The organism is Planktothrix rubescens CCAP 1459/22 (assembly GCA_904830895.1).
GTDB lineage: Bacteria > Cyanobacteriota > Cyanobacteriia > Cyanobacteriales > Microcoleaceae > Planktothrix > Planktothrix agardhii.
The window spans coordinates 5357353-5381905 of the sequence record LR882958.1 but is presented as its reverse complement, the minus strand read 5'-3'; the positions used below and the strand labels follow the sequence as shown (position 1 = coordinate 5381905).

General features: G+C 41.9%; 22 protein-coding genes. 10 read left to right on the top strand and 12 right to left on the bottom strand.

Features of this window, described 5'->3' with window-relative positions:
- Positions 1–29 precede the first annotated feature (29 nt).
- Both alr and NMG86_RS24375 read left to right on the top strand, forming a co-directional pair.
- The gene (alr, locus tag NMG86_RS24380) at positions 30–1235 is read left to right on the top strand and encodes an alanine racemase (RefSeq protein ID WP_026796700.1); all 1206 of its coding nucleotides are present in this window, start codon (positions 30–32) and stop codon (positions 1233–1235) included.
- Between the two features lie 18 nt (positions 1236–1253).
- Positions 1254–2174 carry a cation diffusion facilitator family transporter gene (locus tag NMG86_RS24375; RefSeq protein ID WP_026796699.1) on the top strand — a complete coding sequence of 307 codons (921 nt, stop codon included), beginning with the start codon at positions 1254–1256 and terminating at the stop codon, positions 2172–2174.
- Positions 2175–2236: 62 nt separating this feature from the next.
- Here NMG86_RS24375 and NMG86_RS24370 read toward each other — a convergent pair whose 3' ends face one another.
- Positions 2237–3307, bottom strand: a complete 1071-nt coding sequence (locus NMG86_RS24370) for an NAD(P)/FAD-dependent oxidoreductase (RefSeq protein ID WP_043938961.1) — start codon at positions 3305–3307, stop codon at positions 2237–2239.
- A 102-nt stretch (positions 3308–3409) separates the two neighbouring features.
- On the opposite strand from NMG86_RS24370, the gene NMG86_RS24365 reads away from it, so the two are divergent.
- From NMG86_RS24365 to NMG86_RS24335, 7 genes are all read left to right on the top strand, one after another.
- Positions 3410–3754, top strand: coding sequence for a type II toxin-antitoxin system RelE/ParE family toxin (locus NMG86_RS24365; protein ID WP_026788075.1), 345 nt, complete (start codon positions 3410–3412; stop codon positions 3752–3754).
- A complete protein-coding gene (locus NMG86_RS24360) occupies positions 3726–4061 on the top strand; it encodes a helix-turn-helix domain-containing transcriptional regulator (protein WP_026795311.1) in 336 nt (111 codons plus the stop codon). Before NMG86_RS24365 ends, NMG86_RS24360 begins: the two co-directional genes overlap by 29 nt.
- 129 nt (positions 4062–4190) lie before the next feature.
- The gene (locus NMG86_RS24355) at positions 4191–5030 is read left to right on the top strand and encodes a YaaW family protein (RefSeq protein ID WP_026795310.1); all 840 of its coding nucleotides are present in this window, start codon (positions 4191–4193) and stop codon (positions 5028–5030) included.
- A gap of 34 nt (positions 5031–5064) precedes the next feature.
- Positions 5065–6378, top strand: coding sequence for an O-antigen ligase family protein (locus tag NMG86_RS24350; protein ID WP_026788072.1), 1314 nt, complete (start codon positions 5065–5067; stop codon positions 6376–6378).
- 35 nt (positions 6379–6413) lie between these two features.
- Positions 6414–7004 carry a Uma2 family endonuclease gene (locus NMG86_RS24345; protein ID WP_026796697.1) on the top strand — a complete coding sequence of 197 codons (591 nt, stop codon included), beginning with the start codon at positions 6414–6416 and terminating at the stop codon, positions 7002–7004.
- A 219-nt stretch (positions 7005–7223) separates the two neighbouring features.
- Positions 7224–8414 (top strand): ATP-binding protein, encoded by a 1191-nt coding sequence (locus NMG86_RS24340; RefSeq protein ID WP_026796696.1) that lies wholly within the window; start codon positions 7224–7226, stop codon positions 8412–8414.
- Positions 8411–9418, top strand: coding sequence for a ParA family protein (locus NMG86_RS24335; RefSeq protein WP_026796695.1), 1008 nt, complete (start codon positions 8411–8413; stop codon positions 9416–9418). Before NMG86_RS24340 ends, NMG86_RS24335 begins: the two co-directional genes overlap by 4 nt.
- 11 nt (positions 9419–9429) lie before the next feature.
- On the opposite strand, the gene NMG86_RS24330 is transcribed toward NMG86_RS24335, so the two are convergent.
- The 9 genes from NMG86_RS24330 to NMG86_RS24290 all read right to left on the bottom strand — a co-directional run bounded on the left by NMG86_RS24330 (position 9430) and on the right by NMG86_RS24290 (position 22577).
- Positions 9430–9780 carry a ribbon-helix-helix domain-containing protein gene (locus NMG86_RS24330; protein ID WP_026796694.1) on the bottom strand — a complete coding sequence of 117 codons (351 nt, stop codon included), beginning with the start codon at positions 9778–9780 and terminating at the stop codon, positions 9430–9432.
- An 18-nt stretch (positions 9781–9798) separates the two neighbouring features.
- Positions 9799–9912, bottom strand: a complete 114-nt coding sequence (locus tag NMG86_RS24325) for an AAA family ATPase (RefSeq protein ID WP_272944390.1) — start codon at positions 9910–9912, stop codon at positions 9799–9801.
- Positions 9913–9927: 15 nt separating this feature from the next.
- Positions 9928–10797, bottom strand: a complete 870-nt coding sequence (locus NMG86_RS24320; protein WP_052338582.1) for a sensor histidine kinase — start codon at positions 10795–10797, stop codon at positions 9928–9930.
- A gap of 69 nt (positions 10798–10866) precedes the next feature.
- On the bottom strand, positions 10867–12090 hold the full coding sequence (gene chlP / locus NMG86_RS24315) for a geranylgeranyl reductase (RefSeq protein WP_026796693.1): 1224 nt from the start codon (positions 12088–12090) through the stop codon (positions 10867–10869).
- Between the two features lie 148 nt (positions 12091–12238).
- Complete coding sequence (locus NMG86_RS24310; protein WP_026788066.1) at positions 12239–16333, bottom strand: hybrid sensor histidine kinase/response regulator; 4095 nt, start codon at positions 16331–16333, stop codon at positions 12239–12241.
- 97 nt (positions 16334–16430) lie between these two features.
- On the bottom strand, positions 16431–19862 hold the full coding sequence (locus NMG86_RS24305; RefSeq protein WP_026796692.1) for a methyl-accepting chemotaxis protein: 3432 nt from the start codon (positions 19860–19862) through the stop codon (positions 16431–16433).
- A 287-nt stretch (positions 19863–20149) separates the two neighbouring features.
- Positions 20150–20674 (bottom strand): chemotaxis protein CheW, encoded by a 525-nt coding sequence (locus NMG86_RS24300; RefSeq protein WP_026788064.1) that lies wholly within the window; start codon positions 20672–20674, stop codon positions 20150–20152.
- A gap of 16 nt (positions 20675–20690) precedes the next feature.
- Entirely contained in the window at positions 20691–21053 is a 363-nt protein-coding gene (locus NMG86_RS24295; RefSeq protein WP_026795306.1) for a response regulator transcription factor, read from the bottom strand.
- A gap of 288 nt (positions 21054–21341) precedes the next feature.
- A complete protein-coding gene (locus NMG86_RS24290) occupies positions 21342–22577 on the bottom strand; it encodes a response regulator (RefSeq protein WP_026796691.1) in 1236 nt (411 codons plus the stop codon).
- A 357-nt stretch (positions 22578–22934) separates the two neighbouring features.
- Here NMG86_RS24290 and NMG86_RS24285 point away from each other — a divergent pair, with 357 nt between their 5' ends.
- A complete protein-coding gene (locus NMG86_RS24285; RefSeq protein ID WP_026788061.1) occupies positions 22935–23630 on the top strand; it encodes a GDSL-type esterase/lipase family protein in 696 nt (231 codons plus the stop codon).
- A gap of 106 nt (positions 23631–23736) precedes the next feature.
- Here NMG86_RS24285 and NMG86_RS24280 read toward each other — a convergent pair whose 3' ends face one another.
- Both NMG86_RS24280 and NMG86_RS24275 read right to left on the bottom strand, forming a co-directional pair.
- Positions 23737–24303, bottom strand: a complete 567-nt coding sequence (locus NMG86_RS24280; RefSeq protein WP_026788060.1) for a sugar O-acetyltransferase — start codon at positions 24301–24303, stop codon at positions 23737–23739.
- A gap of 1 nt (position 24304) precedes the next feature.
- Entirely contained in the window at positions 24305–24451 is a 147-nt protein-coding gene (locus NMG86_RS24275) for a hypothetical protein (RefSeq protein WP_158295764.1), read from the bottom strand.
- Positions 24452–24553: the final 102 nt, after the last annotated feature.

Below are 24553 nucleotides of genomic sequence, written 5' to 3'. Positions count from 1 at the left end.
AACCCCTTCAGGGGTTAAACGGCAAAAATATGGTTAGTGGAAAATCTATTTCTATTGGAAACAGGACTTTGTTCAATTCGGAGATAGAAGTTGGGATTCGTCAACGGGCGTGGGTGGAAGTGGATTTAGGGGCGATCGCTGAAAATATCCGCCAGCTTAAAGGTTTATTATCTCCCCAAACAAAATTAATGGCGGTAGTCAAAGCCGACGCCTACGGACATGGGGCGGTTTCCGTGGCTAAAACCGTTTGTCAGGCGGGGGCTGAGTGGTTAGCCGTTGCCACCCTCCCAGAAGGGATAGAATTGCGAGAAGCCGGAATTAAGCAACCGATATTACTATTGGGGGCGATCCATACGGTCGAAGAAGTCCAAGCGATCGCCCATTGGCAACTTCAACCGACTTTATGCACACCTCAACAAGCATTATTATTTTCAGAAACTTTAAATAAATTAGATCAATCTTTAGCAGTTCAAATTAAGATTGATACCGGAATGTCACGGTTAGGAACTCCCTGGCAACAAGGGTTAGAATTTTTTAAATTAGTTCAACGATTACCTAATTTAGAATTAGCCGGAATTTATTCCCACTTTGCCACGGCCGATAGTCCCGATCCTACGGTGATGCGACAACAACATTATCGCTATGAAAATGTAATTAATGAAATCCGAGATCATTGGCAATCTGATGCTGATCCCCAATTTCCATTATTACATATTTCTAACTCCGCGGCAACATTAGCAGATCGGAATTTACATTATGATATGGTGCGAATTGGATTAAGTGTTTATGGTCTTTATCCTGCCACTCATTTAACCTCTGTAGTTACTTTAAAACCCGCTATGCAAATTAAAGCCCGGGTAACACAAGTTAAAACCATTGAAGCCGGAACTGGAGTCAGTTATGGTTATCAATTTATTGCCAAAAAACAAACTAAAATTGCCGTGATTGGCATTGGCTATGCCGATGGTATTCCTCGGAATCTTTCTAATAAAATTAAGGTTTTAATTCGAGGTCAATTAGTTTCTCAAATTGGCACAATTACCATGGATCAAATCATGTTAGATGTGAGTGAAATTCCAGATTTACAGGTCGGAGAAGTCGTCACATTATTAGGTCAGGATGGAGAATATTCGATTTCTGCCGATGATTGGGCGAATACTATTGGTACAATTTCATGGGAAATCCTTTGTGGATTTAAACATCGACTTCCCCGTGTTAATATTATGAATAAATAGTTATTTAGGATCTCCGTTGTGGTTCATCATCACTCCCATAGTCATTCCCATAGTCATACTCCAAAAACCTATACCCGGGCTTTTCAAATCGGTATTGGCTTAAATATTGGCTTTGTGTTGATTGAGGTCGCCTTTGGATTAACTAGCCAATCCCTGGCACTACTAGCCGATGCCGGACACAACCTAAGTGATGTTTTGGGGCTGTTACTGGCCTGGGGTGCTAGTTACCTGGGGCAGCTTCCGCCCAATCAAACCTATACCTATGGTTGGCGACGATCATCAATTTTAGCCGCCCTACTGAATGGAATTCTGCTCCTGCTGGCGATGGGAGGCATTACCTGGGAAGCCCTGCGCCGACTCCAAGAACCCACTCCCGTGCCGGGTATGACCCTAATTTGGGTGGCTGGGGTGGGGGTCGTGATCAATACCCTGACCGCCCTCTTGTTTTTCTCCGGGGGTAAAAAAGACATTAATATTCGGGGTGCGTTTCTGCACATGGCCGCCGATGCCCTGGTTTCTGTCGGGGTGGTGTTCGCGGGCATAGCCATTCTGTTAACGGGGTGGCTATGGTTCGATCCCGCCATCAGTTTAGTGATTGTGGTAGTAATTGTGGTAGGGACTTGGAACCTACTGCGGGATGCCCTAGGATTGATTTTAGATCGAGTACCCAAGCACATCGAACCCCTGGCGGTACGGACTTTTCTGCAAGAGTTACCCGGGGTGGCACAAGTCCATGATCTTCATATTTGGGGCATGAGTACCACAGAAACGGCCCTGACAGCCCATTTGGTGATGCCTGAAGGCTGCCCAGGAGATAGCTTTTTAGCCCATATCAGCGAAGAATTGCATCATCACTTTGACATCGACCATCCTACCCTACAAGTTGAAACTGGGGATCAGCAGTATCCTTGTCCCCTGGAGCCTGATCATATTGTGTAATGGGTAATGGGTAATGGGTAATGGGTAATGGGTAATGGCAGTTGCGGCATCTGTCTATATTTTTACCGTTTTAAATGGGGTTGATTTTGTAACCAATTGGCGGCATCTATTCCCGATTTTAACGCTCCTTCAATTTGATTTCCGCCACACCAGTCCCCCACACAAACTAAGGGTAATGGAGTCATATTTGTTAAACAGGAAACGCTTAAAGGTGTTCGACAAAAGGCATAACGCCAGCGATGAATTTGTATCCATTCAGGGGTATCTAACCAGGGTAATAAAGTATTTGCAGCTTGATCAATTAATTTTTGTCCTACGGCGTTTAAATCAGTTGTTTCTAAATATTGTTGAGCAAAAATACTATTACTTTGAATTACAAAAACAGGCTGGGTAGGATGTGAGCGTTTACTGCTATCTATTCCTACCCAAGCTAATATGGAATCATCGGAGAAAGTGACCGCTTTCCAATTTAGAATATCTGGATTATGTTCTTTAGAATAACCTGCCATTACCGTAATACAAGGATCATACTCAACTGATTTTATCTGATTTAAAAAAATAGATTCAAACTCAATATCAGACGATTCTAATAACATCAAGGCTTGGGGGGCAGGAATGGCAATAACCAGAGATTTTGCCGTTACTATTTCAGGCAATTCTGGATTGTTTTTATCAGTTGATTCTATATGACATTGCCAATTATTTTCTGTTGTAATTGTCACAGATTCAACTCTACTATTCAACTGAATATTTAAGCCCTCAGCCATAATTTTTCCGACGGTATTCATGCCAGAAGGCATGATATAATAGGGTTGAGAAATAGCTTGAGGTTGGAGTTGATTTTGTTTAAACTCATAGAGGGTATTTGTCCAAAGTTGTAATTTATTTTCTAAGGGTTCCTGAGTTTGTAAATCTTGAATTAACTGTTGTAATAGTTCCCCCTTCGGTTCCAAATAACGCACCCCATGATCTGCACGAGTTCCTGATACTCGTCGAGTCGCCATCCGTCCTCCCACACCCCTAGATTTATCTAAAACTATAACCTTATATCCGGCTTTTTGTAACTCTTGAGCGCAGGTTAAACCCGAAACTCCAGAACCAATAACGGCGACATCAAATATGATTGAATTCATGGGTATTGTTGAACTTTAGTTTCTTAGATTATAAGTGTATATTGCTAATTCCTGATATTCTAAATGAATGAAAGTTGTAATCTGATGGGTTGTGTTAAAATTATGGAAGTTCAACCTAAGCAAGTAAAAACCTATTTAAAACCTGATGGAACAAGTCCCTTTGAAGAATGGCTAGATGCTTTTCAGGATATTAGAGGAGTATCTCTAATTAAGAAACGACTAAGGCGAGTTGAACTTGGAAATTTAGGAGATTATCGCTCAGTAGGAGAAGGAGTATATGAATTTAGGATTGATTATGGATCGGGTTATCGCATTTATTTTGGACAAATTGGTTTAACTGTTATATTACTTCTTTGTGGGGGTGATAAAAGTTCTCAAAAAGAAGATATTAAAAAAGCCAAGAAATACTGGAGAAATTATGAACAAACTGAAAGTTGCCACAAGTAAAAACTATCATGAATATTTGATTTCTTCTCTCAAAGATCCCATTAGTGCTGCGGGCTATTTAGAAGTAATCTTAGAGATTGAAGATAATCAACCTGAACCCGAATTACTTCAAGCTGCATTTAAAGATATTGTTGATGCGTATTTACAAAATCATCAGTTAACCGAAGAAGCTCATCAACTTTATAAAAAGCTAGATCAGATGTTATCTCAAAGTCAAGCTGAAGAAATTTATACATTTATTTCCTGGCTTAATGCAATGGGTTTACAATTAAATGTAACAGTTAAACCCGTTGAGCAAAAAGAATAATAATGAATTTCAGGGGATTTAATGATCAATTGTTCATAAAACAGGATTTACTGATCAGGGATAAGAGATTTTCCCAAATAGTAGTAAAATAGGAAACGGAAAAACTCCCAATTGAGGAGGATATCAACATTGGACGAACTTAGATCTGGATTAGAACTGGCAACAGAAGATGAGTTAGAACAGTTAACAAAACTCTTGTTTAGTCGGGGTTTGAACCCTTTAGACTATGTACAAACTCCCACCCCCATCGACGTTCAAAGTCAAGACCGGGAAGCCTGGTTAGACGCCTTAGAACAGCGTTTTCGCTATCTCGCCGCCGATGGGGTAACGGTTTTACGGGGAAAAACTCAACAGGTGACTTACCGCCAAGCGTTAATTCAAGTTTGTCGTTATTTGAAAATTCCCTATGCAAAAAACCTGTCAACGGCTGATTTAGAAGCGGAAGTTTTTTTACATCTTTTAGGTCAAGCTTGGAAACGTTTACCCCAGTCAGAACAAACCAACCTCACCCAAAAAGTTCAAAAAGCATTAACCGAAACAAAACCTTTACAACCCTTACCAATTTCTGCCCAAAAAGATCCGTTAGGATGGTTATTTAAAGCTGGAAGTTTGGTAGCAGTTAATTCTGTTATCCGACCGATAATTTTAGGACAAATAGCCAGTCAATTTGCTTTACATTTTGCTAAATATCAAGTAGCAAAAGAAGCCTTAATCACAGGAGGCGCAACCGCAGCAACTCAATTTCAAAATTATGTTGCTATTCAAACAGCAAACCGAGGAATGGCCGTTACTGCGACAAAATATGGCGTAACTCGCAGTGTATTTTCTTTCCTGGGGCCGTTATTATGGACGTGGTTAGTTGCTGACTTAGGATGGCGAGCAATTTCTACCAATTATGCGCGGATTATTCCCACCATATTTACTTTAGCACAAATTCGTTTAACCCGTTCAGATTGGGCTTATTCTTAATACTGATTTAAGGTTTTTTGACTGATTTTAACCCATGCAATCAATACTTTTACCCCACCCAGAACGACGGTTACAATTACCTTGGAATTGTTTACAATGGGGGGTATTTTTATTACCTATTTTACCAATATTTGGCAGCATTTCTATTTTTTTGGGAATGATTCTCAGTTATCAACGTCAATTTCAATCAATTCGGAAAAATCCCGTTAACCAAGGGTTAGCTATTTTAAGTATTTTATTAGTTATTATTTCTATTTTAGCGAATAATTCCCTGGAGTCTTTTCTGGGTTTATTTAATTTTATTCCCTATTTTATTATGTTTGCGGGGTTAAGTGAAATTATCCAAACCCCTAGTCAATTGCGACAGTTATCATGGTTAATGATATTTGGTGCTATTCCCGTGATAATTTTGGGACTCGGACAACAATATTTAAGCTGGTCGGGAATTGATATTTTACAGGGAATTTTAGGTTGGAGTTTACAACTAAATGGTAACCCGGTGGGTCGAATGTCATCGGTATTTATGTATGCTAATATTTTCGCAGCATATTTAATAATTATTTTCACATTAACCCTAGGATTATTAATTGAAGAATGGCAAAACAAAGCCGAGAAATATGATATTTTTATTCTGAATAAAAATCAGAAAATTATACTATTAATTATCACACTATTATTAACAGCAATTGACTTAATTTTAACTAATTCTCGTAATGCTTGGGGATTAGCAGTATTATCAAGTTTAGCTTATGCTTTATATTTAGGATGGTGGTGGTTAATCTTATTAGTGACTACGGGAGTAACGGCCGTTTTCGGGTCAGCTTTTGCACCCTCTCCGATTAAAGACGGGTTAAGAATGATTATCCCCGCTTATTTTTGGCAAAGAATTACCGATGAAAATTTTGTGCGTCCGGTAGAAACTCTAAGAATTACCCAATGGAAATTTGCCTTAAATTTAGCCCAAACTCGACCGTTAACCGGATGGGGATTAAGAAATTTTACGCCTTTATATGAAGCTAAAATGAACGTTTGGTTAGGTCATCCCCATAATTTATTTTTAATGATGTTTGCTGAAATTGGAATCCCCACAACACTATTTTTTATGGGAATAATATGTTGGATTTTAAGTCAAGGATTTTTATTCTTAACAAATAGCTTAACTAATCCTTCAGAGCGATTAATTTATTATAGCTATTTAATCACGTTTTTAGGATTAATTTTGTTTAACTGTTTTGATGTCAGTTTATTTGATTTTAGAGTAAATACCTTGAGTTGGATAATTTTATCAGGAATTTGGGGAGTTGTTGATAATACTATTGGTAATTCCACTAAAAACAGTTATAATTAAATCATCTTTTAATAGTCCCCAAAAGGGTAACTTTTATGGTGGAAATATTAACTCTCAATTTACCCTCTATTCATACTTTAACCGATGAACAATTTTTTGAACTTTGTAGCGAAAATAGAGATTTACAATTTGAAAAAACTGCTGATGGAGTTTTAATAATTATGCCACCAACGGGAGGAGAAACAGGACGAAGAAATGTTTCTATTTTGTTTCAGTTAGAAACCTGGAGTCAACAAGATAAAACCGGAGTTACCTTTGATTCTTCTACCTGTTTTAAACTCCCTAATGGCGCAAATCGTTCTCCCGATGGGTCATGGATACAACTAGAAAGATGGCAAAAATTAACCCCAGAAGCAAGAGAAAAGTTTCCCCCTATTTATCCAGATTTTGTGATTGAATTACGGTCAAAAACCGATAGTTTAACCACGCTGCAAAATAAAATGAAAGAATATCAACAAAATGGGGTAGGATTAGGATGGCTAATTGATCCCATTCAAAAAAAAGTAGAAATATATCGAATCAATCAACCTATTGAAATCTTACAAAACCCTGATCAATTATCAGGAGAAAATATTTTAAAGGGTTTTATTTTAGACTTAAATCCTATTTTTAATCTTAACAATTAAACCCTATAAAATCCGGTCATAACACCGAATCTAACCCTAATAATAACACTTTTAACGCTTCTACCTGATTAGGTAATGCCATAACACGGGCAACAACACGCAATCTTTGAGTCATTTTAAAGTTCTCGTTGACTTCAGTTAATATTTTATCATTTGTGTTTGATTTTTTAAAAAAATAGTTTATAATTAATCAATAGAATATCTTAAAATCGCCTAAAAATGGATGACGCTGAATTAGAAAAGCTGCTTAAGGATCTAGAATCAGATCGAGTAGAACGTAAAGCATCCCCATCAGACAGGGACAAAATTAGGCAAGCAATTTGTGCGTTTGCTAATGACTTACCTAATCATCAAAAACCTGGGGTACTTTTTATTGGGGTTAATGATGATAGTAGTTGTGCTAATCTGGCTATCACAGATGAATTGTTATTAAAACTTTCTGGTATGCTTGGCAATTTCCTACCGTTTCCCACAATGATAGTTCAGAAACGAACTATAGCTGGATGTAAATTAGCCGTTATTATTGTAGAACCTTCCTATGCGCCTCCTGTACGCTATAACGGACGGGTTTGGACACGAGTAGGGCCAAGTCGCTGCACCGCTAGTGCCGACGACGAACGTCGCCTATCAGAAAAACGGCGTTTCAGAGATTTACCCTTTGATATTCAACCCTTATCCTCTGCTAGTTTAGATGATTTTAATTTAAACCTATTTCAACAAGAATATTTGCCCGCTAGTTTACCCCCAGATATCCTAGAACAAAATCAAAGAACGACTGAACAAAAACTGGCTTCAGTGCGATTTATTCATCGTCTTGATCCTCCCATTCAACCCACAAATTTAGGAATTTTAGTCATTGGAAAAGAACCTAGAGATTTTATTCCGGGTGCTTATATTCAATTCCGTAGAATCGAAGGAACGGAGTTAACTGATCCGACTAAAGATCAAAAAGAACTCACTGGATCGATTTCACAAATCTTAAGACAGTTGGATGAAACCCTACAGATTAATATTTCAGTAGCTTCTGATTTTATCACTCAACCTTTAGAAATTAAGCAGCCAGATTATCCTTTAGTTGCGCTACAACAATTAACTCGAAATGCAGTTTTACATCGAACCTATGAATCGACTAATGCACCTGTTAGAATTACATGGTTTAGCGATCGCATTGAAATTCAAAATCCAGGTGGCCCCTTTGGACAAGTAACCCGTCAAAACTTTGGTCAACCCGGAATTACCGATTATCGTAATCCTAATTTAGCAGAAGTTTTGAAAAATTTAGGTTATGTACAACGATTTGGGGCGGGAATTTCTATCGCCCAAAAAGAACTCCAAAAAAATGGTAATCCTCCCCCAGAATTTACCGTTGAAGAGAGTTGTATTTTAGCTGTGATTCGGAGACATTTATGACTATTCCCATTATTGCTTTTTTCAATAATAAAGGCGGCGTTGGAAAAACATCCCTTGTTTATCATTTAGCTTGGATGTATAATAATTTAGGATTAAGAGTTGTTGCTGCTGATTTAGATCCGCAAGCCAATCTCACGGCGGCTTTTTTAGATGAAGATCGCTTAGAAGAAATTTGGGAAGGAAACTCTCAACCCAATACAGTTTTTCGGTGTGTTCAACCGCTTGTGCGTGGTATTGGAGATATTGCCTCTCCGCAATTAGAATTAATCGAAGATAACTTAGCACTATTAGTAGGAGATTTATTGTTATCTGGATTTGAAGATGATCTCTCCTCAGAATGGCCGGGATGTATGGATAGGAAAGAACGATCTTTTCGAGTAATTTCTGCCTTTTGGCGACTCCTACAATACACCGCCGAAAGCCATCAGGCTGATGTGATTTTAACCGATCTTGGCCCCAATTTAGGCGCGATTAACCGTGCAGCTTTAATTGCGGCTAATTATGTTGTTGTTCCCATTGCGCCCGATTTATTCTCCCTACAAGGATTGAAAAATTTAGGCCCCACTTTAAGACGTTGGCGACAAGAGTGGCAAGAAAGATTAGAAAAAAATCCGGTATCCGATTTACAACTTCCTTCGGGTCAAATGCAGCCAGTCGGATATGTTTTGTTACAGCATTCGGTTAGATTAGATCGTCCAGTAAAAGCCTATCAGCGCTGGATGAATCGCATTCCTAATGTTTATCGACAAGCGGTTTTAGGAGAAGCAGAAAATCCTGAATTAGCATTGAGTCATGACCCGAATTGTTTAGCTTTACTCAAACATTATCAAAGCCTTATGCCTTTGGCGCAAGAAGCCCATAAACCGATGTTCGCCCTGAAACCTGCCGATGGAGCAATTGGTGCTCATCTTCAAGCGGTACAAAATGCTTATAAAGATTTTCATTCCTTAGCTTTAAAAATTGCTGAACTCACACAAATTATGAACAAGGATTTAAGGGATTAATAGGATTTCACCTAGGCTTCTATTTCTGCGGCTATTTCCTCCTCGGTTATATCTCCAATCCCAGGGATAGATTGAGTTTTATCGAATAGCTCTTTTACTTCTCGACTCAATTTTTCTCGTTCGGGGTTTAGGGGTTGGTTTTGAGTGTTTTCTAGGTTATCCCTAAACTCTTTAATCTTTTCTGTCAGGATCTTTTTAGCTGATGCGCTGGCTGGAATATTAGCAAGTAATTCGGTTTTATTTTCTTTTTCTAACAGCTTAAAGGCTTTAGAAATTACCTCTTGGGGGTTATTGTATTTTCCAGTTTTGAGTTGGGCTTGTAAAAATTGTTCTTGTTCGGGGGTTAAGGTAATTTTGAGCATAATTTATTCTCTTTGGTTTTAACGAGAAATTTCAAAATTAATTTGAGGAATATGCCATTCTTTGGCGATCGCTCTAGCAATAAATGTCTTACCACATCCAGGGTAGCCTTCTAATTCAAGTCCTCGTAAAATTTTGTTATTATTAACTCATAACGACAGAGGAAGTTCAATAATAAATTCTGTTCCAGTTCCCACCAATGACCGACAGATAATTTTGCCTTGATGCCGATCTTCAATGATTTGACGACTCACCGATAAACCAATTCCACTTCCTTGTAATACAGGTTTTGTAATTAATAAATCCTCAAAAATTGCATTTTGAACGTCATCAGATATTCCTAAACTATTATCTTGAATTGATAAAAGTACAGAATCTTGGTTTAAGTCGGTTTTAATAGTAATTGTAGGTTTAAATTCAGGATCGGAAGGGTGAGCTTCTGCTTTTTTATCTAGGGAATTAATCCCATGATTAATTAAATAAGATATAGCTTGATTAAAATGCCCTGGATAACAATTAATTTCAGGAATATTCCCATAATTTTTAACAACTTCAATCGGAGACCTGATTTTAGTGCCTTTGAAGCGACTTTTTAACATTAATAACACACTATTAATGCCATCATAAATATTAAATAACACTTGGCGATCGCCCTCAAACCGCCCAAATGTCCGTAAAGAATTACTAATTTGATGTAACCGTTCTGCGCCATTTTCCATGGCAGATAACAATTTCGGCACATCTTCGATTAAATATTCTAAATCAATAGAATCAATTTCATCGGTAATTTCATCCACCGGATTAGGATAATGTTCTTGATATAATTCAATTAAATTCAATAAATCCTTAACATAATCTTTAATATAAGTAATATTCCCAGCAATACACCCCAAGGGATTATTAATTTCATGAACAACACTTGAAACTAAATGACTCAAGGTTGCTGTTTTTTCCTGTTGTACTAATTGTAAAATCTCCGTGGCATTTAGTTGGTTTTCAGACGGATTTGTTGGACTCATACTTAATTTCTCCTTATAATCAGTAGAGACGTGCCATGGCACGCCTCTACAATGATCAATGATAACTAATTAGGGTGCTAACGCATTGCCGCGTAACAAACTCGCTAGGGTTTTGGCGGTAATTTTCATCTGTGTTAAAGGGTTAGCCGGAACAACGGTTTTGTACAAATAGCTATCAAAAGTTAACTTCTGCACATCCTTATCCGAACACATCTCCACAAAGGCTTCACGGGTCGCATCCGTCCGATAAAAGACCCGTTGCAGAATATCTAACACCAGATAAGTAATCCCATATTTCTTATCCCAGAGTCTAATATAGTCCTTCAGATCCGCTTCCGTCGGAATGCGTTGACCGCTATTGCTGCGTTCCACAATAGTTTCCGCACACATCCGGCCTGACTTAGCGGCGAAATAGATGCCTTCTCCAGAGGACTTGGTAACTGTCCCGGCGGCATCTCCCACCAAAGCCACTCGTCCCACAACCCGACGGGGACGGGGATGTTCGGGAATGGGGTGAGCTTCGACTTTAATAATCTTACCGCCTTCAATCCGGTGAGCAGCCCGGGCGCGAATTCCCGCTTGCAATTGTTTGATCATGGCTTGGTTGGGTTTCATTGTCCCAGTGCCCACAGCAACGTGATCATGTTTGGGGAATACCCAAGCGTAGAAGTCGGGGGAAACATCGTTACCGACGTACATTTCCGCCAGATCTTCGTAATAGGCCATTTTATCTTCGGGAATCCGAATGCGCTCTTGGAAAGCGATCGCATAATTATAATCCCCAGCATCAATGGCTTTAGCAATGCGGGAGTTAGCCCCATCCGCCCCAATGACTACATCCACCTCTAGGGTTTTCGGTGTACCCACGCCACCCTCAGCCGTGCTGTGATCATGGTAATGGAGCACATAAGGTGCGGAATTGGTTTGAGGAATTTTTAATTGATGAACAGTACCATTTATTAAAATCGCCCCCAGAGAGACAGCGCGATCACGCATAAAACCATCGAGAATTTCCCGACGGCACATTCCAATATATTCGTCTTCTTTTTGAATGAAGATATCAACCTCACGGTTTGAGGGAGAGATCATTTTCATCTTTCTCACCCGCCGATCAATGACGTAAGCCGGTAAGTCAAACTCACTGATCATACAAAGCGGGATCGCCCCACCACAGGGTTTGGCGTTATCCAGCTTGCGTTCAAACAGGTAGGTTTCAATACCTGCTTTAACTAGCGTCTCGGCCGCGGAAGCACCCGCAGGGCCAGAACCAACAACAGCAACCCGTAGTGTCAACGGTCTTCCCCCAATCTATCTTGTCTTTTTATTCATGAGTGATGGTATCACAAACCCCCACCTGGAAACCATTTTTCCCTCGGTAGTTGTGACGCTTTGCAATACAGCTTAATATTTTGTAATAAATTATTACCCATGCGACAAGGTTTTACCCCGCAGCAACGACGGTATTTCCCACCACTTCACCCTGTAACATTCGTCCGGCTGCTTCCAATAATTGTTCCTCCAAATAAGGCTTCGTAAAGTAACCTCTCGCTCCCAAATTAAAAGCCATTTGACGGTGACGATCCGCACCGCGAGACGTTAACATCGCAATAGGTAAATTCGTTAGTGCCGGATCTTTTTGCATCCGAGATAATAATTCCAGCCCATCCATCCGGGGCATTTCAATATCGCAGAAGACAATATCGCAGGGTAAACCCGATTTTAGTTTTTCCCAAGCTTCCTTACCATCCCGGGCTTCTTCGACTCGATAACCGGATTTTTCAAAAGTAAGCGAGAGCAGCGATCGCACCGTAATCGAATCATCCACAATTAATACCGTCGGTTCCGACTTCTGAACCACAGGTTCAGCCGTGGCACTGCCCATTTGCCAAATTTTGCCCGAAGCATCCCGACGAATCCGACCCATGGCCAAATCAATCAGTTCTAGGACATCGGCGATCGCTACAATTTGACCATCCCCTAACACCGTCGCCCCAGCAATCCCAATCGGTTTCGGCACTGGCCCTTCCAAGGGTTTGATCACGATTTCCTGTTCAATCAACACTTGATCCACCTGTACCGCCAAATAACTATTAGAAGACCGCAGGATAATCACCGAAATCATGTCTTCTTCAGTGCTGGCACCATAGACATTCCCCCGACCCAAATGACGATGATAGGTCAACAGTTCCCGCAAATGACGTAGGGGCAAAATTGTACCCCGCCATTCCAACATCTTACTTCCATCGGACTCGACGCGGATTTGTTCCCGAGGAACGTCAATCATATCTTCTACCCCGTCCATCGGGAAAGCAATCCGAACCCGATCGCTCACACAGCACAACGCCCTGGAAATACTCATATTCAAGGGCAAACGAATCGTGAACGTCGTCCCGCGTCCCAAGTTAGAATCCGTTGTAATCACGCCCCGAATATCGGTTAAACTGGTTCGCACCACATCCATCCCCACCCCTCGACCCGCGAATTCATCCGCCACATCCTTGGTACTAAAGTTGGGTAGGAATAACAGATCATAAATTTCTGGGTTACTCATACTTTCAGCATCCTCGGCGGTAATGATGCCTTTCTGAATAGCTTTATCTTTAACCCGATTCACGTCAATGCCGCCCCCATCATCGGAAATCGCAATAATCGTTTGGTTTCCTTGGTGAAATACCCGAATCGAGATCCGACCCACGGCAGATTTCCCCGCCGCCGTCCGCACATCCGCCGGTTCAATCCCGTGGGTAATGGCATTATTAACCAAATGAATTAAGGGGTCATGGAGTTTACCCAGTAACATTTTGTCAATTAAGGTATCTCGACCCTCAACAAATAACTCCGCCTGTTTCCCACACTTAATTGAAATATCCCGCACGGGACGTTTCAGGGCATCCGCCTCACTGCCAAAGGGTTCCATCCGGGCGCGATTTAGGCCTTCTTGCAAGGCTGTTGTAATCCGTCGCAACTCCCGAGTTACTTGGTCGGCTTCTTCGACTAAAAATCCAATATCTGCACTCGACTCCCGTACCCGCACAATTAACTCAATAATCTCTTGGGACAGGGTATGGAAGGGCGTAAACCGATCCAGTTCTGTTGAGTCCAAATCATTATTGGGATCATCATCATGAATCGAGGCACTGTCAGAAAACCAGAAGGGTTTGCGACGATGGGACAGTAAGGAAATTTCCAAGAGCGATCGCTCATAGAAATCCTGCATCCGTTGACCCACATCTCCTAACAAAGAAACCTGATGCAGCAAGTTATCTAAAAACTGTCGCATCCGTTCTTGGTCTTGTTCCAAACTATTCCGGTTAACTACCAGTTCCCCCATCAAGTTACTAAGACCATCAAGTTGTTTGACCGGAACCTTAACAATTTGTTCAGTAATGGGTTTGGCAAACGTCCCCCTAGGAGGAGTTGTGGAACGAGATCGAGGAGGAGCATCTTCAATTAATCGGATTAAATCATTAAATTCGGAATCCTCCTCCGAAAGTTGTGATTCTGTATTTACGGCTTTGCGGGCGGTCTGAGACTTAATATTTTTAGGAGGATTAGGTGTTAGGGGTTCAGCCACAGGGGTATGGAGCAGTTGATCTAAATCCAAGAAATCCTCATCTGCAACCGTCGTTTCAGCAGCCGTTGGTTGACTCTCTACCCCTCCTAAATTGAGTAAGGCATCCAAACTGGCAAAATCATCCTCCGGCAGTTCTAGGGTGGTCTGCACCGTGGCTACTGGTTCTAATTTTGGGGACGTTTTGGGGAGTTCATGGGTACTTGGCTGATCCCAGACCATATCTGGGGCTTCTTCGAGTTCCCCTTGTAAAAGTTCTTCAAACCAATCTTCCTGGGCATTGATCTGACCCGATGTGCTGCTGTCGCTTTCCTGACTGGTTTGAATTTGGGGGTCAAACTGATCGAATAGATCATCTAAATTTTCTGCATCTTCCAATAACTCCGTAATTTGAGTCGGGGAAAGGTCGGCAGAACGGGCAGATGGCATCCCCTCTTGGGGATTAATTAACAACTCATCGAATAAATCCCCAAAACCATCTACAAGGTCATGCTGTTTGGTTTCTACCGATGTCGGCTTGGTTGTGGTTCCCGTTTCTGAGATGGCGGAGTCCCCATCACTAAGGTGATCAAAGAAACTTGCCAGATCATCATCGGCTCCAGAAGTCACTAAACCTGGATTTTGTTGGGTTTTCCCGGGTTGAATTTGGGGTATATGGCTCGACGTTTCTGGCTGATTGAACTCAGGTTTTTCGTCTCCCAACAAATCAAAAAAGTCCCCTGACATTGATTCTGTTTCGGTTGCCAAGGATGGGGACGTTGACGTGGGGACTTCTTCATTCACCTCATTTTCCCATTGATCTAAACCTTCAAATAAGTCTCTGAGACTGTTATATTCTTCGGTAGTAATTTCTGGGCCATTCTGTAAACGGGGTGGGGTATTACTAGGGTTTGTTGCTGAATCTGACCAGTTCACATCGGAGAAAGAGTTATTCGGTGTTGCGGATTTAGGGGGTTTCTTCTTACCATTCTCCGGTTTCGATTGACCCGGTTTTGTGGCTGTCTCCGTCGTAGTTTTAGGGGGTTTAGATTGACTTGGAAATGTTTTAGAGGCGGACGTGGATGGAGGCGACGATTTAGTTTTTTTATCTGTTTTTGCAGAGATAACCGTCTTAGGCAAAAGTTTTGTAATTCCTTCTGTTACAACAATTTCTCCCTCTCGATTCACTAAAACCAGTTCTTGGGCTTCTTTAATTGATTTAATCACTATCGGTGCTAGACTCCGATAGTGATTATCAGGATTGGCAATCACTTTTTCTAGGATCTCGATAAACTTAACCCAATTGGGCAACTCAAAGAGTTCCCCAGCCCGAGCTAAACTCCGACAGGTTTCGATTAACCCTTGACGAGTTTTTTGGGTTTCTGACTGTTTGAACTGTTGCAACATTTCCCTCAGACGTTCGGGAATATCACTACGAAATACCAAATCCTTCGCACTACTAGGAGATTCTTTAGATATAACGGTCGTAGGAATAGGGCGATTAGATACAGAGGACGGGGCTCCGGTTTCCACTTCGGGCGATCGCTTTGTCCCCTGTTGTTGAACCACTTTTATATGATAATTTAAAGCTTCAAAAACAGGCTCGACATCCTTCAAAATAGCACTGGCTGCTTCTTCCGTTAAGCCATAGGGCCCTGATAACTGATCAATTAAGGCTTGTAATGTATCAAAAACCTGTAAAAATAATGATTCTAATTGTTGATCAATAAATTGAGTCGGAAGACGGTTTTCTTTAAGAATTTTAAAACTATCTTCTAAACGGTGAGCCGTTTGTTGAATGCTATTAAGTCCCAACATCGCCGCCCCACCCTTGACCGAGTGAGCCGCTCGGAAAACTTCATTGAGCAATTCTGGATCTTCAATCGTCGCTTGCAGATTGAGCAATCCCTGTTCAATCGTATTGAGGTGGTCTTTCGCCTCCTCAATAAAATAGCCCATAATCCGTTGTTGCTGTTCGAGTTGCATATCAGTAATCAGTAATCAGTTATCAGTTATCAGTTATCAGTCATCAGTCATCAGTTAGTTATTAGTCATTAGTTATCAAAACCGCTTCCCCTGCTCCCTAAGCTTTCTCCGAGGAATCGACACGGAAGCGTTCTACCGATGTCAGCAAGTCTCGTGCCACACCCACGAGTTTAGTTAAGGCACTGGATACCTTTTGGGCTTCAGTGGAAGTTTCTTGGGCACTATGTTCCACCGCTCGCATCACCTGGGCGACGGCGCGGGCAGTTTCATTCTGTTCAACGGTATCCGCCGTAATCGAACGGACGAGAACATCAATCCGGTTGGTCACTTGAATAATGTCATCGAGTGCTCGTTTAGCTTGTTCCGCGAGGCGAGTCCCCTCAATCACTTGTTGATGACCTTGGGACATCGCCATCATCACCGTATTGGTTTGGCTTTGAATTTGCATCACGATTTGTTCGATATCCTTTAAGGATTTAGCCGACTTATCTGCCAACTGTCGGACTTCATCCGCAACAATCGCAAATCCCTTACCCGCTTCTCCTGCCCTAGCTGCCTCAATACTAGCGTTTAAAGCCAGTAAGTTAGTTCGGGAGGCAATTTGAGAAATAAGCCCGACAATTTTAGAAATTTCCTGAGAAGATTCCCCCAAACGCTTGACTTCTCGGCTAGTTTCTGCTACGGTTTCCCGAATTTTCAGAATCCCCGCCACGGTCATTTGTACCGCTTCCCCGCCTTTAGTGGCCAAGGCTGCCGCCGACCGAGCCACTTCTTCGGCTTCCCGAGCACTTTCAGCCACCCGTTGAATGGCATCGGTCAGTACCTGTACTGAGTTGAGGGTAGCAGCGAGTTCCTCCGCCTGACGGAAAGCATCCCCGGCGACATCCTTGGCAAAGGTAGCACTATCGGTAGCTCCCTTACTGACCTGACGGGCGGCTTGTTTCACCTGTACCACAATTTCCCGCAGGTTTTGAATGGTTAAGTTAAAGGAGTCCGCCACCGCTCCCAAAACGTTTGCCGTCACTTCTGCGGTTACAGTTAAATCTCCCCGGGCTGCCCCTTCCACGTCATCCAAAAGCCGAATCACCTGACGGTGTAAATCATCTCTAGCGTCTTCTTGTTCCTTAGCTTTGCGTTGGGCTTCTCGGGTAATACTTTGAATAAATTGGGCTGCATGGTTAAATTTAGAGGACATTTTGCCAAAGTCATCCTCAGCAAAAACCGTGGCGCGGGCATCTAAGTTCCCCTTACTAATCGCATCAAATTGAGCTTGTAAGTCATCTGTAGCCTTAGCAATTTGTTGGGCACTGATCCGACCCAATCCCCAGGTCGCCAGAAAACTGGTTCCCCCAGCTACGGCGGTCAACAGCCATCCTGTACCTCGTAGATAGTCTACGACTTCGGACTTATTATTTAAGGAGGCGGTACGAGTCGAAATATTGGTAGCCGTTGCCACTAAAACCAGGGTAGCCAGTCCCGTCCCCAGTGCCATATATAAGGGTTTACGTTTCAAGGAAGCATTTTCCAAGAAAGAGAATACCCCCTGCTCTGTGGTGACCATCGTATCTATCCCTTCCCCCAAATCCGGGCTTAGGGTGGTTACAGCCGATGCAGCGTAGGCAGTATTAAAAATCTCATCATCCTGAATCGCTGAACTATCACTATCGAGGGTGCTATTGCTGGCGGTATTACCAAATTTACTATCGACGCTACTAAAATCTGAATCAACGTACAGGTCATTATCTCCACTGTCGGTGATGCCAAAATCCCCAATATCATCAAATTCTTCAAAATCCTCTAAGAAATCATTGGGGGTCTGAGCCACCACCTTGCCATTTTGGGAACGGCCATTGGTATCATTGGCCTCAACCGTGACATCAAAGGAATTTCCAAAGGTATCTTCATCGGGATCGAGATCAAAACTATTGGGAATATCTGCCGAATCAAAAACCAGATCATCTGGTTCTTCATCTTCTTCCGCATCAGCATAATTGGAACTGAAAGCACCATTCACACTCCTTGAGGGGCCAGAGTCGTCGGGATCAGACAAGTAGGAATCATTGACCGCATTATTATTGGTTAATAGTGTTTCTTCTTCGTTGCTTTCTTCAGCATCCAAAACCTTATAGTTAGCCTTCATATTAGGAGTGTTCGGGGGTAGAGAAACAGAATCATCGGCATCATTAACGAAGAGTTCATCTGAAAAACTAAAAGCTGAATCTAAATCAGGGTCAAATTCATCTTCCTGAAAGGGTGAAGTTTCCTTGACCGAGACGAAACCATTTTGGGGTGGGTGTTCATCTGGTGACAACGATCCATCTGAATCGGCTGCATCTTCTAAAGGGGCAAAAATATCGTCAAGTTCTGCCTCAAAACTTGAGGAAGCTGTACCCACGGCACGGGATGGGCTAGAGGACTCATGATTAGCACCGTTGAGTTCTCTTTGATCTGCCGGATGAGATTCATAGGCCTCTGGATTGTTTAAGCCCCCCAATTCATCGTCATCGAAGCTATCGAATTCGAGGAATTGAGTCGGTTGAGATAAATAATCCGGGGATGACCCATTCAGAGTTTCCGGTGAGTGGACTGAATCCGATTCGTCTTCGGGGTTTTCGGTTGGGAAATCGAGCCAATCTAACTCATCCTCGGGAGAGAATAAATCCCCACTTAACTGTTCAATATCACTGGTGCTAGATTCATCGGTGGCAAAGTTTGGCACCGACAGGGATTCATCTTCTTCCAGTGTAAACGGATCGGCTTCTAATTCAGTGAAAGAATTTTCCGGGTCTAGGGGGTTTAAAATTTCTGTGCCTTCCTCTAAGTCGCCCCCCGAAGCAAAAGGATTATCTCCGGTGAAACTTAGGGGAGATTGACTACCATTGGATTTTACATAATCGGGTTCATCCTCTAAATTATTGAACCCCAAACCGATGGAAGCATCCAGATCAGAAGTGGATAAATCCAAGTCAGCATCGTCTAAGTCTTGGAAATCAAAGTTATCATCCTGCAAATCATTAAAATCCATCAGGGTTTCTTCGGTGGATGACCCATTCAGTCCATGAGTATCGGCGGATTCCAAATCTAAATTAGGTATGGAGGATGTGCCATTGGATGAACCATTGGTTTCTTCTGGGAGCCAATCTAAATCCTGGGTTAAATCCATTTCCTCGCCCTCGATTTCTTCGTTTACCAAGGCATTAAAAATTTCTGGGGAATCAATGCTATCCTCGAAACTACCCGGAGGAGATTCTATTAAGTATTGGTCAGTATCGGCTAAGGCTTGATGGGCTTGTTCGAGTAATTCGGAGTCATGGGTTAAGTTGATGACGGCGACATACTGCTCACGGGCTACATCATACTGTTGCAACCCGTAGCCATAGATATGACCACAGAGAAGACGGGCAGATGGATCTTCTGGATAATCTTCTACCAGTTGATAAACCAGCGCCGCCGCTTGTTCATAATTCCCTTGACAGTATGCTTCCTCGGTTTGCTGATACTCTTGTAGGAAGTCTGTGCTTGTTGCCATGAGCGATTCCCCTTTTGACTTTCAAGTTTAGTTTTGCTCGTGCTTAATAGTTAAGATTTCGATGTAGAAACACGGATTATAAGGATGTAATCCGGTCTGTAGTAGATTTTCTAATAATCCCTACCCTGGGCTGGGTGAGTGAGGATTGGAGATTTAACATTAGGATGACAAAACCTCTGGTGGAGTTTTTGGGTTTCCCAGGTTAAAAGCTTTAGCTTAAACAGTTTTATAATCAATTGATAGTCGGTTTCCTCAATGGTTATGGGATAAACCCGATTGATAGCTGGTCACGTTGCCCAACGAGCCGATCGCAGAATTGCAATTTGGTCTAAAAGTCGCAGGACGCTGCCTTCAGTTCCAACTTGCCACTCTCCTTTGATAAAAGGAGTCATACTATCACTGACTTGGGTGGGCATTTGCATTTTATCAGGGTCAAGCCATGCCATGTCATTGACTTCATCAACAGCTAATCCTAATATAATGTCTTGATCTTCAACGGCAATAACATGGATCTCTGTTCGATCCGTATTTAAGGGGGTTGCATCCCCTAAAAATTGCCCTAAATCAGCGACCCAAATCACTCGACCCCTGAGATTGAAGGTTCCCAGCAACAGGGGGGAAACATTAGGAATCGGGGTCATCCGATCTGGCGATTGAAAGAGTACCTCCCGAATCCCGATGGCGGGAATGGCAAATTCATTCCGTGAAGGGACGAAAAAGCGAAGATGGGGTTCGCCTTCGGGGGTTGCCAGTTCTTGAAATTCTGGACTGTCTGTTCCTTGCCCGGTTAAAAAATCAGAATTCCCAACCATGGTTATTTTTCACCTATTATCTAAGTAACTGTTTAACGGTTCCGATGAGTTCACTGGGTTGAAAGGGTTTAGCAATATAAGCATCTGCCCCCTGTTTCATCCCCCAATAGCGGTCAAATTCTTCCCCCTTAGAAGAACACATGACAATGGCAATATCTCGGGTTTTGGGATCGGATTTTAGGCGACGACAGAGTTCATAGCCGTTCATCCTGGGCATAACAATATCTAGCACCATTAAATCGGGGGGGTTTTTTTGCACTTCTTCAAGTGCTTCCACACCGTCGGTGGCGATACTGACTTGTAACCCATTTTCCTTGAGAAGACCACAAATCATCTCCCGTTGAGTGACACTATCTTCGACAACCATAACTGTATTCATTTTTCTTCTCCATTAGAAACTCCCAAATTACCTGTAGTCAGGTTGGCGGTTTGAGTCCAAGTGGAACGAGGTTTATGCTGCATTACAAATTAATCGTAGAGTGTAAGAAAACCTAAGTATCTCAAAAGATGTGATTCTATTTCGATTATACGTCAATAGTACGGGAGCTTGATAGCCGAATAGGTAACAGGGAATAGGTAACAGGTAACAGGGAACACCAGATAATACTTCTGGCTGTTTCATATCAGCATTAAAATGTTACAACCTATTTAGGATTGCTATATTAGGTCAAAGGGTTTCTAACTCTGTCATAAATTCATCTTCTAAATCTGTATTAATAGAAGCATCTATTGTTTTTCCTGGCCCAATATAGGTTTCGACTAATGTTAATAATTCGGCATCTCCAAAGGGTTTTGTTAAATAATTTGTTGCCCTGACCATACGAGCTTTGAGTCGATCAATAAATCCATCAATTCCTGTTAACATAACAATCGGAGTTTGACGGAAAGCGGTAGAATTTCTTAACATGGCACAGATTTCATACCCATTTAATTCGGGCATGGCAATATCACAAAGAATTAAATCGGGTTTAAGCTGAAAAACTAAACTCAATGCTTTTAAAGGGTTGCCAATTGCTGTGGCTTCATAGCCTTGTTCTCTTAAAATAATTTCAACGCTTTCTCGAATTACTAGATCATCATCAATACAAACAATTCTCGGAGTTCTAGTCCTATCAGTAAAAGGTTCTGGCTCGTTAAAAACGTTTTCAGGATGGAGAGCCAACAATTGTACAAGTCCCTGTTGTACAAAGGGATAAATAGCCTTTGCCACCGTGACAATATCTCGGTGTAAGTAACGGGATATTTGACGAATTGAGGTTTGACCATCCGCCCAATGATTCAGGCTTTCAAACACTTTAGGTCGGACTGTTTTTTGTAATTTTGACTGATCGGTAATCAAAGGACATTGGTTTGGGGAAGTAATATGGGGATGGAATTTTTTCCATTCTTGAACTTGTTTGAAAGTATTGGCTAATAAGGGACTAATTTCTAAGGTGGTTAACTGGGGTGCTAATCCCGATCCCATTTCAAAAATAAAAGCACCTTGATGTAAACTTAGCAAATCAAATAGGGTTTCTTGAACCATACAATGAATAATATTACGGGCAATTTCTGGGGTAATCACTTGATTTTCTAACAACGCCCATAAATATCCGTATTCCGGTGCATTGACCGATGTGATCGAAGGAATTTCCAACTCCGAAAGGACGGTTTCAGCTTGATAGCGCCGTAAATAATCCCGTAATCTCTGGAGACTGCCTTCGCTTTGGCCGGCATAGATAATTCGACCATTCCAAGAAAAAACCAGCCAACACTGTCCCGTGAGACGAATGGGATGGCGTTCCATTTCCATCGTCGTCTGGGATGAACTGTAAGCTTCTACCATGAGTTCCCCTGTCCTCTGGCCAAGCTCAATCAGTTGTAAAATACTACGAATATCAATTTCGTTTAAAGAGCCTTGCATTTAGCAAGTTGCCTCCTGCAAATCAGTTTCAGTTTATATATAGCAGGGAATATTCCCCTGGGACATCCAAACAGCTTTTAGCCAAGATTCCACGGCTAGTTATCTTTCGGTTGAAGTCATAGAGCGAAGATGCTCCCGGTGCTGTCGTAAAGCCGATGGGCTGTCAGAAGACAGAACTCACATTGAGCATACCAGTTGCAAGTAACTTATGGTCAATCAGTGCAAAAATTTGCGAAATATTTAGGTAGGGAATCTAGTGAAAAGCCCCTTGAGATGTTAACTTTTATAAACCCCCTGTAGAAACCAATTGCGATTCTGACCGGGTAAACTGTCCATCCATCAGGATTTTCCAGCAAAATGCAAGCAGCGATCAATCCCACCCTAGCTAATTTGTCCATTGTGCCCCAACGTCAGCCTCTGAAAGTCGTGGTGTTAGGAGATAGTCTCGTCTATGGATTTGGTGATCCTGAAGGGGGCGGCTGGGTGGAACGACTGCGGCGTCAATGGATGTCACCGGAGAGCGTTGGCCCGATTCTCTACAATTTGGGGGTACGGGGAAATCGGGTGATTCAAGTTTGCGATCGCCTTGACCAAGAATTGCGCCATCGGGGAGAATTACGCAACCGTTTACCGGATGTGAGTATTTTTTCTGTGGGATTAAATGATTCGGCGCGGGTACAATCGTTTCAAGGTCGCAATTACACGGAATTTGATCATTTTGAAACTACCCTAAATCATTTATTAGATCAAGCTGAAAAAATGTGTCAGGTTGTGTTTGTGGGAATGGTTCCAGTTGATGAAAGTAAAATGCCCTTTCATGGCTGTTTATATTATACTTTAGCCGATCAATTTCGCTACAAAGATGCCACTCGTCTCGCCTGTTTAGATCGCAATATTCCCTATTTAGATTTATTAGAAATTTGGACAGATCGAGGGGAACATTGGTGGAAATCTCGGTTATGTTCTGATGGTTTACACCCCAATGTTGCTGGATATGAGGCGTTGTTACAGGACATTCAACACTGGGAACCTATCCAGAAATTAGCCGATTAATCCAAGGAATCGAGGGATAAACTCTTTCCCCCAGATCCGGCGTTCCCTCCCGCCCTAGCCCCCCGTGCACGGAGGTTTGGGGGGCTGTTCCCAGATCCGGCGTTCCCTATAAATTCCGAATCACCCGACAAGGATTCCCGGCTGCTAGAACTCTAGGAGGAATATTATCAACCACTACGCTACCTGCGCCAATGGTGGTATTATCACCAATTTCTACGCCTGGACAGATAATTGCACCGCCGCCAATCCAAACATTATCACCTATTTTAATCGGTGCTGCTAATTCTTTTCCGGTTAGGCGTAATGCGGGATCAATTGGATGATAGGCGGCATAAATTTGAACGTTAGGCGCTAATAAAACATTATCCCCAATTTCAACATAATTGCAGTCTAAGATAATACAGTTAAAGTTCATGTAAACATTATTCCCCAGTTTAATATAACAGCCATAATCACAATAAAATGGGGGAGTGATGAACAGATTATTTCCGATTTTATCGAATAATTCCAAGAGAATTAATTGACGAGTTTCTAACTCATCTTCTGTGGTACTATTATATAAACGAGTCAGTTTAGAAGCACGTTTCCGTCCTAAAACTAACTCTGGATCGTTGCCGAGATATAATTCTCCCGCCAGCATTTTTTCCTGTTCTGTTTGAGGTTTATTGTCCATACTAATCAGCATTAATCCAACGAAACACAGAAGCGATCGCCCAGTTGACAAAACTATTGGGTTTCTCCTCAATAATTTTGCGTTGAGCTTGATCTCGTTCTAGTTCTAATTTAGCAATTAATCGTTCTCCTTTTTGTTCACGAATCAAAGCGACTAAATAATCATGGGTAAGTTGATATCGATCATCGGGGATATATCGAGGTATCCCTGGATATTTTCAAGGATACCCGTTTAAAGATTAAACCTTGTG

What these genes read in the sequence shown, in the direction of transcription:
- alr (WP_026796700.1), top strand. Translation starts at nt 30, where the DNA reads ATGGTTAGTGGAAAATCTATTTCTATTGGAAACAGGACTTTGTTCAAT.
- NMG86_RS24360 (WP_026795311.1), top strand. Translation starts at nt 3,726, where the DNA reads ATGAACAAACTGAAAGTTGCCACAAGTAAAAACTATCATGAATATTTG.
- NMG86_RS24280 (WP_026788060.1), bottom strand. Translation starts at nt 24,303, where the DNA reads ATGGACAATAAACCTCAAACAGAACAGGAAAAAATGCTGGCGGGAGAA.
- NMG86_RS24365 (WP_026788075.1), top strand. Translation starts at nt 3,410, where the DNA reads ATGGAAGTTCAACCTAAGCAAGTAAAAACCTATTTAAAACCTGATGGA.
- NMG86_RS24340 (WP_026796696.1), top strand. Translation starts at nt 7,224, where the DNA reads ATGGATGACGCTGAATTAGAAAAGCTGCTTAAGGATCTAGAATCAGAT.
- NMG86_RS24300 (WP_026788064.1), bottom strand. Translation starts at nt 20,674, where the DNA reads ATGGTTGGGAATTCTGATTTTTTAACCGGGCAAGGAACAGACAGTCCA.
- NMG86_RS24370 (WP_043938961.1), bottom strand. Translation starts at nt 3,307, where the DNA reads ATGAATTCAATCATATTTGATGTCGCCGTTATTGGTTCTGGAGTTTCG.
- NMG86_RS24310 (WP_026788066.1), bottom strand. Translation starts at nt 16,333, where the DNA reads ATGCAACTCGAACAGCAACAACGGATTATGGGCTATTTTATTGAGGAG.
- NMG86_RS24290 (WP_026796691.1), bottom strand. Translation starts at nt 22,577, where the DNA reads ATGCAAGGCTCTTTAAACGAAATTGATATTCGTAGTATTTTACAACTG.
- NMG86_RS24335 (WP_026796695.1), top strand. Translation starts at nt 8,411, where the DNA reads ATGACTATTCCCATTATTGCTTTTTTCAATAATAAAGGCGGCGTTGGA.
- NMG86_RS24305 (WP_026796692.1), bottom strand. Translation starts at nt 19,862, where the DNA reads ATGGCAACAAGCACAGACTTCCTACAAGAGTATCAGCAAACCGAGGAA.
- NMG86_RS24320 (WP_052338582.1), bottom strand. Translation starts at nt 10,797, where the DNA reads ATGAGTCCAACAAATCCGTCTGAAAACCAACTAAATGCCACGGAGATT.
- NMG86_RS24285 (WP_026788061.1), top strand. Translation starts at nt 22,935, where the DNA reads ATGCAAGCAGCGATCAATCCCACCCTAGCTAATTTGTCCATTGTGCCC.
- NMG86_RS24350 (WP_026788072.1), top strand. Translation starts at nt 5,065, where the DNA reads ATGCAATCAATACTTTTACCCCACCCAGAACGACGGTTACAATTACCT.
- NMG86_RS24295 (WP_026795306.1), bottom strand. Translation starts at nt 21,053, where the DNA reads ATGAATACAGTTATGGTTGTCGAAGATAGTGTCACTCAACGGGAGATG.
- NMG86_RS24345 (WP_026796697.1), top strand. Translation starts at nt 6,414, where the DNA reads ATGGTGGAAATATTAACTCTCAATTTACCCTCTATTCATACTTTAACC.
- NMG86_RS24330 (WP_026796694.1), bottom strand. Translation starts at nt 9,780, where the DNA reads ATGCTCAAAATTACCTTAACCCCCGAACAAGAACAATTTTTACAAGCC.